A 16,804-nucleotide genomic window follows, 5' to 3' on the forward strand; every position below is an offset into this window, starting at 1 on the left:
TCCTTGCGACCGCCAGCGCGTCCTGCCTGCGAGGTCTTCCCGTTCTTCTTCATCGTTCCGTGGCATTCGGGCAAGGTGGGTTACGTCATACCATTCAGACAACCACATTCAAACGGCTCCCAGGCCTTGCCCCGCAACGCGCCACGTCCCGTTCCGGACACACATTCTGGCCGACCTCGAAAGTCCCCACCGCCACATTCAAACACCTCTCAGACCTTGCAGCACAAGGCATGAGAGGCGATTTCAGACACACATTCTGGCCAATAACCCCACTCTTGCTCTTCTTGCTCTTCTCCTCGCCATCTGCACGTAACTTTTCATACTGCACTCGCTCTGCCTTAGTAGAACTTGCAAGCCTATCCGGTAGATCATTTACTGCAAGAATTGGCTCGATGTACAGCGAATATTTGTAATGTCGTTCATTTAACCCAAGCACTCTCTCGCATTCTTCCTCAAGCTGCGGCGGTATGGTTATGCCGTATTCAAGAAGTAGGTGATGGATTCCATATAGATTCGTAACATTTGACTCCAGATAATCGAAAACACTGGAATAGATTTCCGCCGGACTGATACCGTATTCATCTTTTTCCGTAGACAATGAATACTTTAAGGAGCTTTCTGCAATCTCTTTTACCGTGTTCAAGCTTTTTTCTAGTTCGAGAATTCTATTCTGCTGGAATTCACCCATGGCTTTCCCCGCAACCACGCTCCGAAATTCGTCATCTAGAGGGAAACGATCAGGTTTGCTCTGGATATACTTCAGCAGTTTTCGTCCCACGAACCGAGAAGTCTCTTCGTTGGAGGGACATCCTCCATGAACAGTGCCCCAATCGATGAACGGGATACTCGTTTCAGTCTTTCGGTGAATCCATTTAAGCCCGATCATTGTCCTTGCCGCTGTCATGAAATCTGGTGCGAATGGTGTAAAAGTCACCCACTTACCCTCAACTTTGAGCGCACAGATCCAACCATTTTGAAGCACATACCAGTTTTCATGTGACATCACGTCTCTAGCCAATTCAGTGGACACTCGTTCGTTGTCGCTCCTCGCTAATGATCCTTGCACTTTCCTCGGAAAGAGAGTCGCACTCACATTCAGGCCGTCAACGAACTGTTCAAAGTCGTCCGGCCTTTCGAAATTCAGAACCTCCCTGCGCAAACGCCAAAGTTGCCTGCACCTCTTCAGCTCCGGCAACGGTATATCCACGTTCATGAGAATCCGAAGCACATCATCACCAGTGAGCTTTGATCGTCCTGTAAAGATGCTCTTGGTTCTATCTTTGCTGAATCCCAGCTGCTTACCTACATCTTGCAGCTGCATGTGCTTTGCTTCCGCATAGTTCCTTAGCGAAGCCACCAACATTTTGCTATCGATTTCCATACTCACCTCGGCCGCATCTGCTTTTTCAAATTTAGTTATCCCAATGATATCAAGGTCTCAAGCCACGTCAGGTGTAATTTCTGCACTCGAAATTCGTCAAACCAGAATGCATGTTTTTAGATGGAATCACCGACGAACACGAACGAAAGGAGGTGAGCAACATGGCAAGCACCACGGACCCGATTTTGCACGTAGAAATCGTGCAGGGTGTGAGCAAGGCGGGTAAGCCATACGAGTGTCTCGAGGTTCTTCTTGGAGAGGACTCCGTTGGCCGTCTCTTCCCAACTCCACTGGAAATGCGCTCCATCAAAGCCGCTCTGCAAGATGAATCAGACATGACGTTCTATTTTCTGCTTAATGGCTGTCCCGAAGTGCCGGAGCGAACCTCAGCTCCGGCAATCCATCTTCACTGTTTTCACATTCGTCATGTTCGAACCAGTCCAAGGAGAACCAATGGATTTCATCACCAAAGCGCAACTGTTCGCGCAAGACCACTTCATCGTCATCGCAATCGTTCTCTTCGCCCTCCTCGCTGTGTGCGCGTTCTTCATCGCACGCCACAACAGCCGTGCAGCCCGCAAACATGACACACTGTGTGCAAAACCACTCAGCCTGTCGCCAGGCGAGGAGAAAGCAGTGAAGGTGCGATATGCAAGGAACCCCAAGCGCATGATCTTCTTGTTACCCGCCGTACTCACTACAGACGAAGACGTGAATGCATGGGCAGATGCGGTTGCCCCACGTCTCGGCCGCGCATTCCAAGCAGTGAGCGTAGAGACAGTACCGCAGGGGTTGTTCTCAAATGCGAAATACCGTGTCACATTCGCCCCGATTAGAGGAGCTTCGATGAATATATTCAGACACCATCGGGAACTGCTATCAGACCGATATTCTCTCGGTCTTGACATCGCCGACCCGAAGAGGACAGTCACAATCCCGCGATCTGCACATCTTGCCGTCATCGGAGAGTCCAACAGCGGCAAAGGTAGCGTCATTGCCAACATCATCTCTCAGGAGGTGGCATTCGGCGGTGAAATTTGGTTTATCGATTTGAAAGCAGGCATGGAAGCTGAGAATTACTGCAACGTACTGGCCCGCAAAGCCTACACCCTCGAAGAAGCACATGATCTGCTGACTGATTTCAATTCGAATGTTGACACACTAGCCGCCGAATGGCGCGGTAGGACGCGCTCTCTTACCGACGCCCAGACATGTCACCGGTTGCTTGTCATCGATGAAGCAGCGGACATGGTTCGATCGGGATCGAGCAAAAAGCTATCAGACTCGTGCATCGAGCTAGTGCGATCGATTCTCTCACGATCCCGCGCTCTAAACTGCATGGTCATGGTCGCCACCCAGAACCCGCGGGTAAGCACCAGCTTGCCATATCGAAGCCTATTGCTGACAACCTTGGCACTTCGTCTGAACTCTAAAAGCGAAGCCACCATGGCGCTAGGCGAAGATGCGGTAAAACGTGGAGCTCGCCCATGGCAGATACCTTTTTCTCGACCTGGCGATGGGCGAAGCGTCAGCGAAAGCCCAGAGCCAGCAGAGTCACCGCCTGACAGATGCATGGGGCTACTACGACGCCCCCTGTTGAGATGTGAGATGAGGGACGAAAATGAGTGACAAGAAGAACAACCCGAATGAGAAGGGCCGGTATTGGGCCGGCCTGATCTATCCCGGCGACAGCTGCCCGGACAACTGGCAGGAGCTTATGCAACTGTCGGGTCTGCAAATCCTTGTGTCCCCACTGCACGATCTGGATATTGCTGATGTCAAAACCGGTGAACTGAAAAAGCCCCATCGCCATGTAATCGCAATGTGGATGAACACCACTACGCGCCGGAACGCACAGCGGTTTTTCGAGCAGTTCAATGGCCCCAAGACCATCATTCGTTTGGAAAGCCCTCGGGGCATGGCTCGATATCTCATCCACCTCGACAACCCGGAGAAGGCTCAGTACCTACCTGAAAACGTACTGGCCTTCAACGGTGCCGACTGGCAGAAGATAGCCATCCCCGACGACGACAAGCAGGAGGCGATGTCCATCGTGAATCTTGTCGCCGACAACGGCATCCAAGGATATTACGACCTACTCAAGCTTTGCGAGCAGGAACATCCTGACCTACTGGACTTCGCCGCCCGGCAGACAGTGTTCTGCCGCGAAGTGATATGGAGTTACTGGCACGCAACAGCAACAAGCCGAAGAAGGAGGTCGATCATGACTGAGAACCAAACGGACAACATCGCCAACAATCAGCCTCAGTTTTTGGATGTGTCCGACCTTCAGACGATGTTCGGTGTCGGACGTTCCAAGGCCCGCCTGATGATGGACGCTCTTCCTTCTATTCGAGTGGGAAGGAAGGACTACGTTACCGCTACGGTCTTGAACACCTTCATCGCTGAAAACAGCGGTATTCCCATTAAATGGCCCAAATGCAAACGCTGATCAACAGGTACAGACCATGGAGAGGCCCTGTAAAGTGCAGGGCCTCTCCATCAGGTCACTTCTTCTTCCGCGAACCACTCGGAGCCGCCTGAGAAAGGGCCGATCCTGCCAGCGCCTTTGTTCGAGCACTCGAACGGCCATCGCGAAGGGCCGCAGATGCTTTCCGGGCAACAGCATGGGAAGTTTGCTTTGAATTTCGTCTCGACATGGTTCCACCCCCTTCGGTCTCTTCTATCCCTCAAGCCATGTAACAAGATACCACAATATTCGAACAAGTGTTCGATTATTCTATGAGCATACTAGACACATATGCAAGCCCGACAACCCCAACCGGTACCATGATAGAAAAACTCGGGAGGCGTATCTTAAAGGAAGCTAGGGAGGCACCTGTGATCAACGCAGACAAACCCAATCGTTGGAACGAAGACACACAAGCGTCGATTCTGCAATACAACGATTGGTTCTTTGACTACGCCCCCAGCACTTATCAGTCAGCTCGCGGCGAATGCATCGAAAGTGTTCAACGTCTTCTTGACGACACCGACTATCTTCGTTCCCTAGACGAGCAGTACCTTTGGGACAATCCCGAAAATCTTGCGATAGTTCGCATGTTTTGTGCCCCGCCCATCGCCCGAGAAAGACTGGCCGGACTAGCTCAGGTTAGTAAGAGCATCGTACAGTCCATGGAAAAAGGCAGCGTCCCGCGAGGACGTTCTCACGTGCAACGCAAAGAGGCCATTAGTCGTATGATCCCCGTCCTTAAACGTTTAACAGATACACAACTTTGTGCGTGGCTGACGGAAGGCTCATGCCCATCCGACAGAGAAATCGAAATCGCGTCATGTGTTGCCGGAGATCGCTTGTGCGGTTCCTTAACCGATCCGTTAATCAGGAATGAACAAGAGCACCGCCAACTGTCCAAGCTGGATGCATATCTAGATGCGCGCGGATATTGGAGAGTTGAAGATTCATCCGTACAAGCTTTTGACATGCGCCCCGGCACATACAGCCATCACAAAAATGTCGGCATGTACAAAAACGCCACAGACGCATCGGACGGCATGGTCAACACCCCTGTAGATATGGCAATCATGCCTTTCAACTCCAATCGTCCATTGCTTATTGAGTGCAAATGTGCTGGAGACGCAACCAATACCAATAAGCGTAGAAAAGAAGAGGACACAAAGGTCTCTCAGCTCCGCGGAACTTATGGCGACGTAACCCTTTATCTATTTCTCTGTGGTTATTTTGAAGCGACATACCTAGGTTATGAAGCTGCCAACCACATGGATTGGGTTTGGGAACATCGCATCGAAGACTTTAACGAGTTGGTGCCCCGTGCAGAATAAAAAGGAAAGCACAAGGCAGCGGAGGCAAGAGCTCTTTGATTCCTCCCACTCCCAAGAAGAACGTAATGAGCATGGCCAGTTCCCCACACCATACCCGCTAGCATCTATTATTGCTGAAGACCTGCTCTCTCGGGTAGGGAAAAATGTCTCCGTACTTGAACCTTCATGTGGCACAGGCGCGTTTATTTCCGCGTTATTATCAATATCTGATCAAATCAAGATCACGGGCGTAGAAAAAGATTTATCACTTTACGAGACGGCACAGCAGCTATGGTCCAGCGATACTTGTCACATAATCAATAATGATTTCTTTGACTATGCATCAATGGAATCACAACAGTTTGATGCCATTATCTCCAATCCGCCGTATTCGCGTCATCATCATCTGTCACAGTCCGAAAAACGTTTTTATTCTCAACTCACCGCCACCTTTTCTGGAGTTAGTCTTTCTGGTTTGGCTGGATTACATGCATACTTCTTGTTGACTGGAACGGGAATGCTAAAAGAAAATGGCGTAGGATCATGGCTTATTCCTTCTGAACTTTTCTCAGTAAATTATGGCGCTCCCATTCGTAAATTCCTCACTCAGAATGTTTCACTTGAGCGAATTCACTTCTTCGACCCGGAAAATTTACAGTTTGACGATGCACTAGTTACATCTTGCGTCGCTATTATTCGAAAACGGAAACCGGACACTAGGTCATACGCTGTATTCACTTATGGTGATTTTCTAAATCCTCGCAAGACAATAGAAATTCCTTTGAAAGAATTAACAAAACTGTCGAAGTGGCAACACCTTGAGGGCTACTCAGGCGAAGACGTGTCAAGCGTTCAGATATTGGGCGACTACTTTAAAGCCAAGAGAGGTATTGCTACCGGCGGAAACTCTTTCTTTATTCGTTCCCGTAACGAATGGCATCAAAAAGGTATATCAGACGAATGGCTATATCCCATTTTGCCTTCTCCGAGAACTTTCCATTTGCCAGAAATCACTTCAGATGAAACCGGATGGCCACAAGAGTCCGATACTGCACTACTGAATATACCCAAGTCCTCCAACTATGCAGCACTTCCGCTTTCCATACGAAAACATCTCGACGATTGCCCCGAAAAAATTAGGAATGGTTACATTCTTAGGCACAGGACTCCATGGTACTCGATTGGCAGTGTAACATCTGCACCTATTGTTTGCACCTACATGAGTCGTTCCAAAGAAACTCCTTTCAGATTCATCAGGAATCGGTCAAACGCAACAATGACAAACACATATTTAGGACTATACCCTCAGACCGCAATGTCTGACAATGAACTTGATAATATGTGCGAAGCATTAAACAATATCCCTCCTGAAATATTAATCAATGGCGGCCGCGAATATGGTGGCGGGCTAAAAAAATTAGAGCCGCAAGAACTCATGTCGTTGCCGATTACTTTTTGAAAATCTCGAGGAGACTCAGTTACAATCAGAGTCTCCTCATTATTTCTTTCAATCTTATCTATCCTTCAAGTAACTTACCCATATAGTCAGCTGCTTTACGATCATTTTCGCCAACCTCTTCGGCGTAGATGTTTAATGTGGTGTTCAAGCTCTCATGTCCAAGACGTGCCTGCACGGTCTTGGGATCGACTCCGCCCGCAACCAGTAGCGTTGCCTGTGCGCGTCGCAGCGCATGGAAGTTCGGGCCGACGTATCCGGTCCGTCGTGTGCGTTCGATGCCGCGCCGGTCGATGTAGGTGGTTTCGCTGGCGTAATGGGCGAGTCCTTCCTTGACGAAGTACTGTCTGTGCCATCGGCTGAAGTTGTCAGGGTCAAGGAATCCGCACAACTCGTTGCTGCACACCGGTGAAGACGATGACTGGGAGACGCCCGCCTCCGCGAACAATGCGTGTTGCTTGTCCCGCCATCTGGTTCCTTGCCCTCTTCCTGTTTGACATTTTTGTGTTGCTTCAGAAATCGGTGGAAATCCTTGTCAGTGAACGCCTCACCGGAGCCGTCCTTGTAGATTGCGTTATCAACCCATTCAAGCTTGGTTTCAACATCGGCAGTATGCGTCTGTTCTTTGATGCGCTCAAGCGGAGTCTTCTTCTCTGTGTAGCCTATCTTTGTCCAACCATCATGTCTTGCGATTTCAGGAGTCGTGTAGGCATAGACCATAGGAACTATCGGCGCTAATGGTTGAATCTTGTGAGTATCAGCCATGATTAGTTCATCTCCTTCACATGAGTTTCGATGAACTCAATCTCCTCAGGAGATAAGCTGTACTTCTTGTAAAACTGCTGGTCAATCTCAGGGACAGATTTAGACCAGTCAATGTCAGATGCAGAAGTGAAGTCTTGAAGGGGAACGTACTTCATCTTATCGGCATTCATGTCCTGGGTAACCTTCAAAATACTAAGCAAGCTTCTAAAGAATTTGGTACTCATGTATTTCAAAGCATTATTTGCCGTTAATTCAGAATTAAATCCACCTATGCCTAAAAACGAGTGAGTAAATCCATTATTTGGCTCTAAGATAGCGGGATTCGTAATCCTATCTCCAAATGCACCGCTGCCGTCGGCTTTAGGTATAACAACCTTGTATTGATTTCTCGTTATCTCACGAGTAAGACGACACGCATCCTTCGCATCGTCCAAACCCTAGAACGCTTCACTCCATCGGTGGTTCTTCTACAAAATCAGGCTATCGTGTCATGCCTAACACATATAGCGAAAAAGCAAATGCTTATTGTGATGCCTACTCCTACAACGCCCATGATGAGCAACGCAACAGCCATGCTCTTCCAGACTTGTCTCCTCGCTGAAGAGATCCGTCTCCTACTCAATGCGCCAAACAAAGCAATCAAAATCGGGAATGGTAAACAGAAAACGTTTACCAGAGGAATAATCAAGGTTATGTAAAGCCTTTACAACGAGGAAAACTGCACGTTACCGTAGAAGGTGGCAAATTGCTTGGCGTAGGATGCGCTGCCCCCCCTATAATTTAGATTCCTTCACGAGTAATGAAACAAACACATATTTTGGTCAAGCTCTTGCTGTTGTGCAAGSATTRTCTGAAGRTKAKRTKAWARGYCAGGATACTTSTKTGWMGRTRSATGKWWKTRWTCGGTGGGTTATAGGCCAAWTTGTGTGTCTGGTGGTGGTTTTATTCGGTGGCGTTTGGGTATCTGGTGCTGGTGTGGAATTCGTTCCAGTCGATGCCGGTTCCGTATCGGTTGGGTATGCCGAACGTTTCGTATGCGCCTTGGGGGCTCCGTTTCCCATGCCAGCCTGTGGAGTTCCTCGATTTTCTGGTCGGTGAACGCGTTTTCCACCAGCCAGGATGCGGGTTCGGGATGTTCGGTGCGTTGGTGGCACCACCAGCAGATCGCCTTGATCCGGCGCACCAGGCTCAGTCCCCTGTGATATCGGAGCATGCCGCGGATGCCCGCGTTCCATGACTCTATGAGGTTGTTCGTGGCCGGTATGGAGGCCTTGCAATCCTGCGGGGGTTCGAGGAACGTGAACAGGTGGCCTTCGCGGATGCGCCGTCGGATCATGCGCCTGGCCTCGACCAGCCGCCGGTGCGTTTCGGCGACGGTGCCGTCGGCGTATCTGCTTTTCTCGTCGAGGAATTCGCGGTGTTCCCGTTCCCACCCGTCGTAGGCGGACAGCCATGCGGCGGCTGAGTCAGGACCCGTGACCCGGCTGAGTTCCACGGCGATCTCGCGAAGCCGCCTGCCGGCTTCCAGCCTTGGCCTCATGCCGGTCAGCCGGGTGATGTTCATGCATACGTGGAACACGCAGCGCTGCACCTTCGTGTCGGGCCAGTGCGTGCGCAGCGCCTTGAGCACGCCGCCCCCGCCGTCGACCACGACGGCCAGGGGCGGGGCCATCCTGGCCATGAGATGGCCCCAGGCGGCGGAGTTCTCGCTTCTGGCGACGTACCAGCCGACCACATGGCCGGATGCGATGGCGATGAGAACGACCGCCCTGCGGTGCAGGTGGATGCCGTCGAGGTGCACCACGTCGTGCACCTCGTCGACCAGCGGGACCGGAGGCCACAGGCTCCACATCAGCTCGTTGGCCCGGCGCAGGGTACGTGCCGGCAGGCGGTGTTCCTCCTGGCTTTCCTTGGACAGCAGCCAATCCAGGGACGATTCCAGATCGGCTGCCCGCCGGTCGTAGCCGCGCGTCAGCGACCTGCCGCAGCCGGGATCCTTGCACCGCCAGCGCGTCCTGCCTGCGGAGGTCTTCCCGTTCTTCTTCATCGTTCCGTGGCATTCGGGGCAAAGTGGGGTTCTCATACCATTCAGACAACCACATTCAAACGGCTCCCAGGCCTTGCCCCGCAACGCGCCACGTCCCGTTCCGGACACACATTCTGGCCGACCTCGAAAGTCCCCACCGCCACATTCAAACACCTCTCAGACCTTGCAGCACAAGGCATGAGAGGCGATTTCAGACACACATTCTGGCCAATAACCCGATTTCGCAATGGTATTCATTATCCGGATCAGCATGGAAACGGATATTGGCATATATTTCGCCTAATACTTTGAGTACTTCTTCTGCGACTCGTCCATCAACGGTAGTGATATCTGTCGCAAATTCGCTCTCATCGGCGCATTCGCCGGATATGGCTCCGACCGGGGATTTGTCTATTTTCTCGGTCTTGGTCAACGTATGGGTATCTCTTACGGTTGTTTTGCCATGAAACCCCAGTTTTTTGAGCTCGATATCTTCTTTTGCCGCAGTATCCGTTACCGCGAGTATGAAATCATTCATCTTCCACTCTGTTTTGTTGGAGAGGCCGAGCCTTTCCTCTGCCTCGTCTCCACTCTGAACAGTGGAGTTTCCCAAAATATCAATCACCTGATGGAGGTTGTCCAAGGCTTGCAAAGCGGTCGTATTGACAACAGACCACGCGTGAGCCCCACCGTCGTCCTTCGCCTCATCTTGTTGCTGCTCTGCAAGCAGTGCAATTGAGGACAATGCGCCAGTGACCGTATCGTGGGTGCGACTAGCTAATTCCTGTTCACGTCTCAATAGTGCGGTTTCTCGCCGTGATTGTGCCAGTTGCCGTTCCTTCGCATGAAGCATTAGACCCAATGCCTCATATCCCGTGGAGAACATCACCAGAACCACATACATGAGATACAACACTGAAGCGATAGAGAGCAGAGTCCATGTCACCGCTCCACCCCAATGGAGCCAATCTGAAACAAAGCTTAAAACCAGCACAAATACGGGAAGAATGATGCCTAGACGGGCAAACCACCGATTCTTGTTCACAACCTGCAACACGACGTGAATCCATCTGACAGGATGCTTCCGAATTCCAGCTCTTTTATCGGCCAGCATGGACCAAACGACCGCATACACCACCATCAATAACAACACTGTCAGATTCCCCCACATCCAATCAGCACTATGGTGCGAGCGCCACAGTATGGCGGAAGCTGCGTAAATTATGCCAAGCGGTACCATCCCCGTAATGAATAATTGCAGGCGACCGAGTCTTCCGGTCTCGTTTCCCAGCGCATTCACCTGCTCAGGAACCTGTTCCGTATGCTCACTGTTCATGTGACCTTCCCTTCTCGATCTTCAAAGTCGAAGCAATCGGCCCACGGTTTAATTGGCCGATGTATCGAATGCCGCAATGGTTATCGGAATGTGCTTGCGCATAACGGCACAAGTCATATCCAATACGTAAGAGACTGTTGCTTCAACCGCGTTGTCACCTGTATGGGTCACATGGCAGGGTTTATCACTCCGCGCTGTCTATTGCTCAGCCAGCCACAATGCGACTGCTTGGCTACGGGTATGGGCACCCAGCTTGTCAAAAATCCTATTTGTATATGTTTTGACTGTATTCATCGAAACGTCCAACTCAGTGGATATTTGTTCGGTCGTGTACCCTCGGGCAAATAATGTGATCACTTCAACCTCTCGGCTCGATAATGCACGCCTCTTATCATCGCCAGTGAGCGGGTTCATCTTATGCGCCAAAGCGTTATCAGCGGTATGAAATTCCACATCTTCTATCGATGAAGCCCATATCCCTCCAGATAGCAGCGTTGTGACCGCGGAACGGATAACCGCCAAGCTACGTTTCGGAACGATTCCCTGTGCGCCGGCTTCCGCCGCCAGCGCTGCATACACATGAAGGGGGAATGATGTTATTGCCAATATTGGAATTCTGACACCGGATTCCCTGATCTCGGCAATGCAACTGTCTCCACTCATATCGTTCAAGGACATATCGGCGAGCAGGATATCAGGTCTGGTAGCGTCGTCTCGGCACATTGCTATCGCTTTGCTTCCCAAGGTTGCACACCATACCGTGGCAGGGAGGCTTGTTTCTAAGCAGTGCGAAAGCACCATCAGAGTCAGTTCGTCATTATCCAGGATCCCGACTTTGAAACCGCTAATACCCTGACCCGAACCCATGTCCACAACCTTACGCAACACCCCAACAAGCGCCAATTGTTTATAAGTTGCATGTCACCTAGTAAGGGGACATCGTGTACTACCCGATATTCGAGAGACTTAGTTATGTTCACGACTTCTCAAAGACAGCCTCGGCAGCGACTGTTCGATACCTGACTGCAACGAAGTCAATAAGACCACTTGAATAGGCTCTGCATATTGTGCGAATGGGCCCGATGACACCGGCAGAAAGCCTGGCCATCGGGCTCATCGTATCCATTCATTGCGCACCTATTCATGCCAGCATGCTGAATATCAACGCATAATGTCGGCGCGACATACGTGATGTCATTGCATAGCACCCACAGCACCATGAGTCTGATCCAATCCCTCATATAGAGGGAAATCATCGGCAAGCTTCGCAACTCGCGCCCTCAGCGCGGGCACATCCGCCGATTTGCCATCGCGTAGTGCAGTGGCAATGACATCCGCGACCTCGCTGAATTCCTTGGCTCCGAATCCACGAGTGGCGAGCGCCGGCGTACCGATGCGCAAGCCCGAAGTGACGCGTGCCGGACGCGGGTCCCATGGGACTGCATTGCGGTTGACGGTGATCCCGACTTGGTCAAGGAGGTCTTCGGCGTCTTGTCCGTTGAGTTCGCTGTTGCGCAGGTCAACAAGCACGAGGTGGACTTTGGTGCCTCCGGTCACCAGAGAGACCCCACTTCGAGCGACGTCATCTGCAAGAAGACGTTCCGCCAGTATGGATGCGCCTTCAAGCGTCCGGCGTTGGCGGTCTTTGAACTCTTCGCTTGCCGCAATTTTGAAGGCTACTGCTTTGCCAGCGATCATATGCATGAGCGGACCGCCTTGCTGACCTGGGAAGACCGCGGAGTTGAGTTTCTTGCCAAAGGTTGCAGCATCGCGCGAGAGGAGCATGCCTGAGCGCGGGCCTCCGAGGGTTTTGTGGATGGTGGTGGAAACTACGTCGGAATATGGCACTGGGCTGGGGTGCAGTCCTGCCGCTACGAGTCCTGCGAAGTGTGCCATATCGGTCCACAGGTAGGCACCGACTTCGTCTGCTATTGAGCGGAAGGCTGCGAAATCAAGATGTCTTGGATATGCGGACCATCCAGCAATGATCATTTTGGGATGGGTTTCGAGTGCTTTCTCTCGTACCATATCCATATTGATGCGGTATGTGTCCGGATCCAATCCATATGCCTCAGCATGATAGATTTTGCCGGAGAAATTGATCTTCATGCCGTGGGTGAGGTGCCCGCCGTGTGCGAGCTCCAATCCAAGCACGGTGTCACCCGGATTGACCAAAGCGTGATACACCGCGGCATTTGCCTGCGCTCCTGAATGGGGCTGCACATTGGCATATTCTGCGCCGAATAATGCCTTGGCTCGTTCGATAGCCAGTGTTTCGACTTTGTCCACTTCTTGACAGCCGCCGTAGTATCGCTTGCCCGGATACCCTTCGGCATACTTGTTGGTGAGCACTGATCCCATTGCCTGTAGCACTGCACGTGGTACGAAGTTCTCCGAGGCGATCATTTCCAAATATGTTTGCTGCCGTTTGAGTTCGCCATCGAGCACGGCTGCAACATCAGGGTCTACGGTTGCGATAGGTTGATTGAATACTGACATACGGCTCTCCTCTGTTGTGACCGATACAGCTCAAACCTTGAGACTGCTTCAGAACAACGATTCGCACTCAGTGCTCTTATCCTTCAGCCATCAGGTTTGTTACAAGCCTAACTCACGAATATCGGGTCTATTGTTTCCATTCCGTATCATACGAAAGCCCTCTTTGTACGCTTAACAAGTATTGAGCACATCTTCGCTGCAAGGAATACCGACCCAAAAAGACTTACAATGCACATGGAGGATAAAACATAGCTGCCTTGAGCAAGCGGAAGAAGATGGTCATGGTCCGCTCATTGTCGTGGATGAGAATTGGCATATCGGCGGTGGTTTTTGCCATATTGTCAGCCCTCGTTGAATTCTTTATTTTTGGCGATGCCGCACTGTTTTCGATCAAAGGGATTATTGGCATCGCCATACAAAAGGGAATATTCCTGGCGCTGATGGCATGCACGCCCAAGTACTTGAGCCGCACCAATTCCCCATACTAGGCACTCGCATATGCCGGTAAGGTGCAGCATGAGCCGTTCGCAATTATGACAATAATGCGTGGCTGAACTCATGCACATCCAATCTGTCCCACATGCACCAATGTCAGTCCTCTCCATCATGCCAGTTCAAGATTCCATGAGTATCCGCTGCTCGCGCATTGCACTCCGCTTTGTTCCGGGTTGCCATACCATGGATGCGTGGCCGATGCCTGCGCCACTGAACCTGACACCGACCGGAAGGGGACTCCCATGCAATACGATTTCACATCCGTCATGGATCGCCATGGCAAGGATGCTTTGGCAGTGGATGCATTGGGAACTATGCCGGATATGGCGCCCACTCCCCCAAAAGATGGTTTCAGCCTTATCCCCATGTGGGTAGCCGATATGAATTTCCCTACGGTTCCCACGGTGACTCAGGCAATAATCGATCGCGCTCAGCATCCTGCTTTTGGATATTTCACACCCACCGATGAGTATTTTGACGCCATTATCGACTGGCAACGCAAGCGCAATGGCGTCACTGGGCTGACCAGAGAACATATCGGCTACGAAAACAGCGTCATCGGAGGCCTTATCTCCACTCTTACCGCTTTTGCCGCTCCGGGTGATGCCGTGCTCCTTCATAGTCCGACATATATCGGTTTTACGCACAGTATTGAGAACAACGGTTTCCGCATCGTGCACAGCCCCCTGAAACGCGACGATCAGGGCGTATGGCGCATGGATTTCGACGATATGGACCGCCAGCTCAAGGAAAACAACATCCATGTCGCAGTATTTTGCAGCCCTCACAATCCCTGTGGTCGCGTTTGGGAACGTTGGGAAATAGAGCGTGCCATGGATGTTTACCGTGCTAACGACTGCATTGTGATCGCGGATGAAATCTGGTCAGACATCATCCTTGACGGCCATCAGCATATCCCCACGCAGTCAGTAAGCGAGGATGCCCGCGAGCGCACGGTCGCTTTGTATGCTCCTACCAAGACGTTTAATCTGGCTGGTTTGGTGAATAGTTACCACATTATTTACAGCAAGTATTTGCGTGATCGTGTGGTGGCCAAGGGTTCGAAATCTCATTACAACGAGATGAATGTGCTGTCTATGCATGCGCTGATTGGGGCGTATCGTCCTGAGGGGCATGAGTGGTTGGATCAGTTGTGTCAGGTGTTGAGTGGGAATGTGTCGTATGCGTATGACTATATTTCTACGCATTTTCCTGGGGTTTCGCTGTTCAAGCCTGAGGGCACGTATATGTTGCTGTTGGATTGCTCGGCTTGGTGTCAGGCACATGGGGTCGATATTAAGCAGTTGGAGCGGCGCGGCTGGGATGTTGGCGTTGCTTGGCAGGATGGCGAGATGTTCAATGCGCCGTGTTCGATCCGTATGAATCTGGCTTTGCCGTTCAGTTTGGTGGTTGAGGCGATGCAGCGACTCGAAGAGTATGTGCTTGTGGACTAGCATGCTTCGGATTCGCTAATGGGCTTCTCACATGGGAGGCTGTGCCTTTGCGTGTTTGCGTGTTTCACGTGAAAACACGGCCTCCTATGTCAACGGATTTGCAACTATCGATCCGCTACTCTGCGATTGGCTCGTCATAGAATGACAACACTGCTTTGAGATAGGTTTGCAGTGTCTTATTTGGCATGCTGAATATTTCGTGCAATGATTCGGGGAACTGCAGTTTGGTGATGTTGCCTCCTGCGGATCGGACCCGTTGCACGAATTTGTCTTGTGCTGGATTCATAACCCAAATATCGTGTCCGGCTTGGCATAGCAGCACTGGTGTCGTGATGTTTTGGCAGGCCTGTTCGCTCATCACGTATTGCGATATTTTTACTGATTGGCGAGCCCATTCATATGTGGCCGCATTGGTTTGGTAGCGTTCGTTTTCCGTGCGCAGCTTGTGGAACCAGCGTACGCGCGGCTGGCTTGCTCCCACGTGTAAGGCTTCGTCGAATTCGGGCGTGAATGATTCATGTGCGTATACCATGCGCTCTCCGAATCCCAAACCGCTCATAATATCTCCGAAGAATCCGGCCAGCCATTTGGGCATGCCCAATGCAGGTTCGATCATTGGTGCGGATAGCACAGCCTTATCAAATACGGTGGGATGTTGTTCCAATACCGCCGCTCCTATGCCGCCGCCCATTGAGTGGGAGAACAGGTACAACGGCTTGCCGTCTGCCATGTGACGCCCCACTGTTGAGGCGAATTTCGCCAAGTCTTCCACATATCGATGCCAATCATCGATGTGCACCAGTGACGGGTCGTCAACATCGCGCACGGAATAGCCATGTCCCCTGTGCTCGAAGACACAGACCGAGTATCCCGCCTGTAGGAAATACCATGCCATTTCGCTGTATTTTGCGGCGAACTCGGTAAACCCGTGGGAGATGACAATGGCGCCTTTGAAGCCCTTAGATGAAGGCGACTTCTCGCTTGTCCCTGCCTCGAACCGCTTGAAGTCGTAGCACACATAGTGCAATGAGCCTTCGTTTGGCGGAACGGGCAGGTTTTCGGCCTGTGCTGGCTCCATCCACCCTTCGTCTTTGCACTGTTCCAATGCGGGAAGCACCGTCTGCATCATGATCTGGTCGTATTCAGCCTCGTCCAACAAAGGAATCTCAACCTGACCATTCATAGCCATGACAACCTCCTACCAAACACCGCTCACCAGTGATATCAAGCCTTTCCATAATGCCATTAGGTAGGACCCAAATATTGTGCACCGCCTGATTCCAAAAACAACTAAACACAGATGTCGCTGGCAACGACTCACTTGACGCAATTATCGACCATATTCGCAGATACTCAATTCTGTCTCTACATCACTGAGGCGGCTGCTGTTCAGTGTGTCTCCTGCTTTCAAGATATCCCGCGATGACATCCTTCATCAGGTAACACACGAAATAAAGGTAGAACACAGTACGTCCCACTGCGTTGTTATACACCAGTACGAGCGTGATAGGCACTAAGCACAATAGGATTTCTCTCAGCTTCTGACCTTTCCCTCCATATACTGGTGTGAGACAGAGCCAAACAAAACATGCAAGCATGCCGATTCCACAAA

General features: G+C 51.2%; 13 protein-coding genes and 1 pseudogene. 6 read left to right on the forward strand and 8 right to left on the reverse strand.

Features of this window, described 5'->3' with window-relative positions; translation table 11 throughout:
- Positions 1–94: 94 nt before the first annotated feature.
- Entirely contained in the window at positions 95–1,381 is a 1,287-nt protein-coding gene (locus tag BITS_RS00005) for a hypothetical protein (RefSeq protein ID WP_238556502.1), read from the reverse strand.
- Positions 1,382–1,834: 453 nt separating this feature from the next.
- Here BITS_RS00005 and BITS_RS09390 point away from each other — a divergent pair, with 453 nt between their 5' ends.
- The 4 genes from BITS_RS09390 to BITS_RS00030 all read left to right on the forward strand — a co-directional run bounded on the left by BITS_RS09390 (position 1,835) and on the right by BITS_RS00030 (position 6,620).
- Positions 1,835–3,010 carry an ATP-binding protein gene (locus BITS_RS09390; protein ID WP_238556503.1) on the forward strand — a complete coding sequence of 392 codons (1,176 nt, stop codon included), beginning with the start codon at positions 1,835–1,837 and terminating at the stop codon, positions 3,008–3,010.
- Positions 3,003–3,833 (forward strand): replication protein, encoded by an 831-nt coding sequence (locus BITS_RS08820; RefSeq protein ID WP_238556504.1) that lies wholly within the window; start codon positions 3,003–3,005, stop codon positions 3,831–3,833. The genes BITS_RS09390 and BITS_RS08820 overlap by 8 nt, the downstream gene beginning before the upstream one ends.
- A gap of 389 nt (positions 3,834–4,222) precedes the next feature.
- Positions 4,223–5,182: a XamI family restriction endonuclease gene (locus BITS_RS00025; protein WP_026642730.1), complete on the forward strand. Its 960-nt coding sequence runs from the start codon at positions 4,223–4,225 to the stop codon at positions 5,180–5,182.
- Complete coding sequence (locus BITS_RS00030) at positions 5,172–6,620, forward strand: SAM-dependent methyltransferase (RefSeq protein ID WP_026642728.1); 1,449 nt, start codon at positions 5,172–5,174, stop codon at positions 6,618–6,620. The genes BITS_RS00025 and BITS_RS00030 overlap by 11 nt, the downstream gene beginning before the upstream one ends.
- Positions 6,621–6,678: 58 nt before the next feature.
- On the opposite strand, the gene BITS_RS00035 is transcribed toward BITS_RS00030, so the two are convergent.
- The 6 genes and pseudogenes from BITS_RS00035 to glyA all read right to left on the reverse strand — a co-directional run bounded on the left by BITS_RS00035 (position 6,679) and on the right by glyA (position 13,243).
- Complete coding sequence (locus BITS_RS00035; protein ID WP_026642727.1) at positions 6,679–7,065, reverse strand: tyrosine-type recombinase/integrase; 387 nt, start codon at positions 7,063–7,065, stop codon at positions 6,679–6,681.
- 319 nt (positions 7,066–7,384) lie between these two features.
- The gene (locus BITS_RS00045; protein ID WP_051264390.1) at positions 7,385–7,816 is read right to left on the reverse strand and encodes a hypothetical protein; all 432 of its coding nucleotides are present in this window, start codon (positions 7,814–7,816) and stop codon (positions 7,385–7,387) included.
- Positions 7,817–8,324: 508 nt separating this feature from the next.
- Positions 8,325–9,465 (reverse strand): annotated as a pseudogene (locus BITS_RS00050) (IS1249 family transposase).
- 154 nt (positions 9,466–9,619) lie between these two features.
- Positions 9,620–10,744, reverse strand: coding sequence for a hypothetical protein (locus BITS_RS00055; RefSeq protein ID WP_026642704.1), 1,125 nt, complete (start codon positions 10,742–10,744; stop codon positions 9,620–9,622).
- A 198-nt stretch (positions 10,745–10,942) separates the two neighbouring features.
- Positions 10,943–11,611 carry a response regulator transcription factor gene (locus BITS_RS00060; RefSeq protein ID WP_026642703.1) on the reverse strand — a complete coding sequence of 223 codons (669 nt, stop codon included), beginning with the start codon at positions 11,609–11,611 and terminating at the stop codon, positions 10,943–10,945.
- A gap of 327 nt (positions 11,612–11,938) precedes the next feature.
- On the reverse strand, positions 11,939–13,243 hold the full coding sequence (gene glyA, locus BITS_RS00065) for a serine hydroxymethyltransferase (RefSeq protein WP_026642702.1): 1,305 nt from the start codon (positions 13,241–13,243) through the stop codon (positions 11,939–11,941).
- A gap of 257 nt (positions 13,244–13,500) precedes the next feature.
- Here glyA and BITS_RS00070 point away from each other — a divergent pair, with 257 nt between their 5' ends.
- Together BITS_RS00070 and BITS_RS00075 are read left to right on the forward strand one after the other, a co-directional pair.
- Complete coding sequence (locus BITS_RS00070; RefSeq protein ID WP_155804638.1) at positions 13,501–13,731, forward strand: hypothetical protein; 231 nt, start codon at positions 13,501–13,503, stop codon at positions 13,729–13,731.
- Between the two features lie 249 nt (positions 13,732–13,980).
- On the forward strand, positions 13,981–15,192 hold the full coding sequence (locus BITS_RS00075; protein WP_026642700.1) for a MalY/PatB family protein: 1,212 nt from the start codon (positions 13,981–13,983) through the stop codon (positions 15,190–15,192).
- Positions 15,193–15,307: 115 nt separating this feature from the next.
- Here BITS_RS00075 and BITS_RS00080 read toward each other — a convergent pair whose 3' ends face one another.
- Complete coding sequence (locus tag BITS_RS00080; protein ID WP_238556505.1) at positions 15,308–16,381, reverse strand: alpha/beta fold hydrolase; 1,074 nt, start codon at positions 16,379–16,381, stop codon at positions 15,308–15,310.
- Positions 16,382–16,804 lie beyond the last annotated feature (423 nt).

The organism is Bifidobacterium tsurumiense, assembly GCF_000741765.1.
GTDB lineage: Bacteria > Actinomycetota > Actinomycetes > Actinomycetales > Bifidobacteriaceae > Bifidobacterium > Bifidobacterium tsurumiense.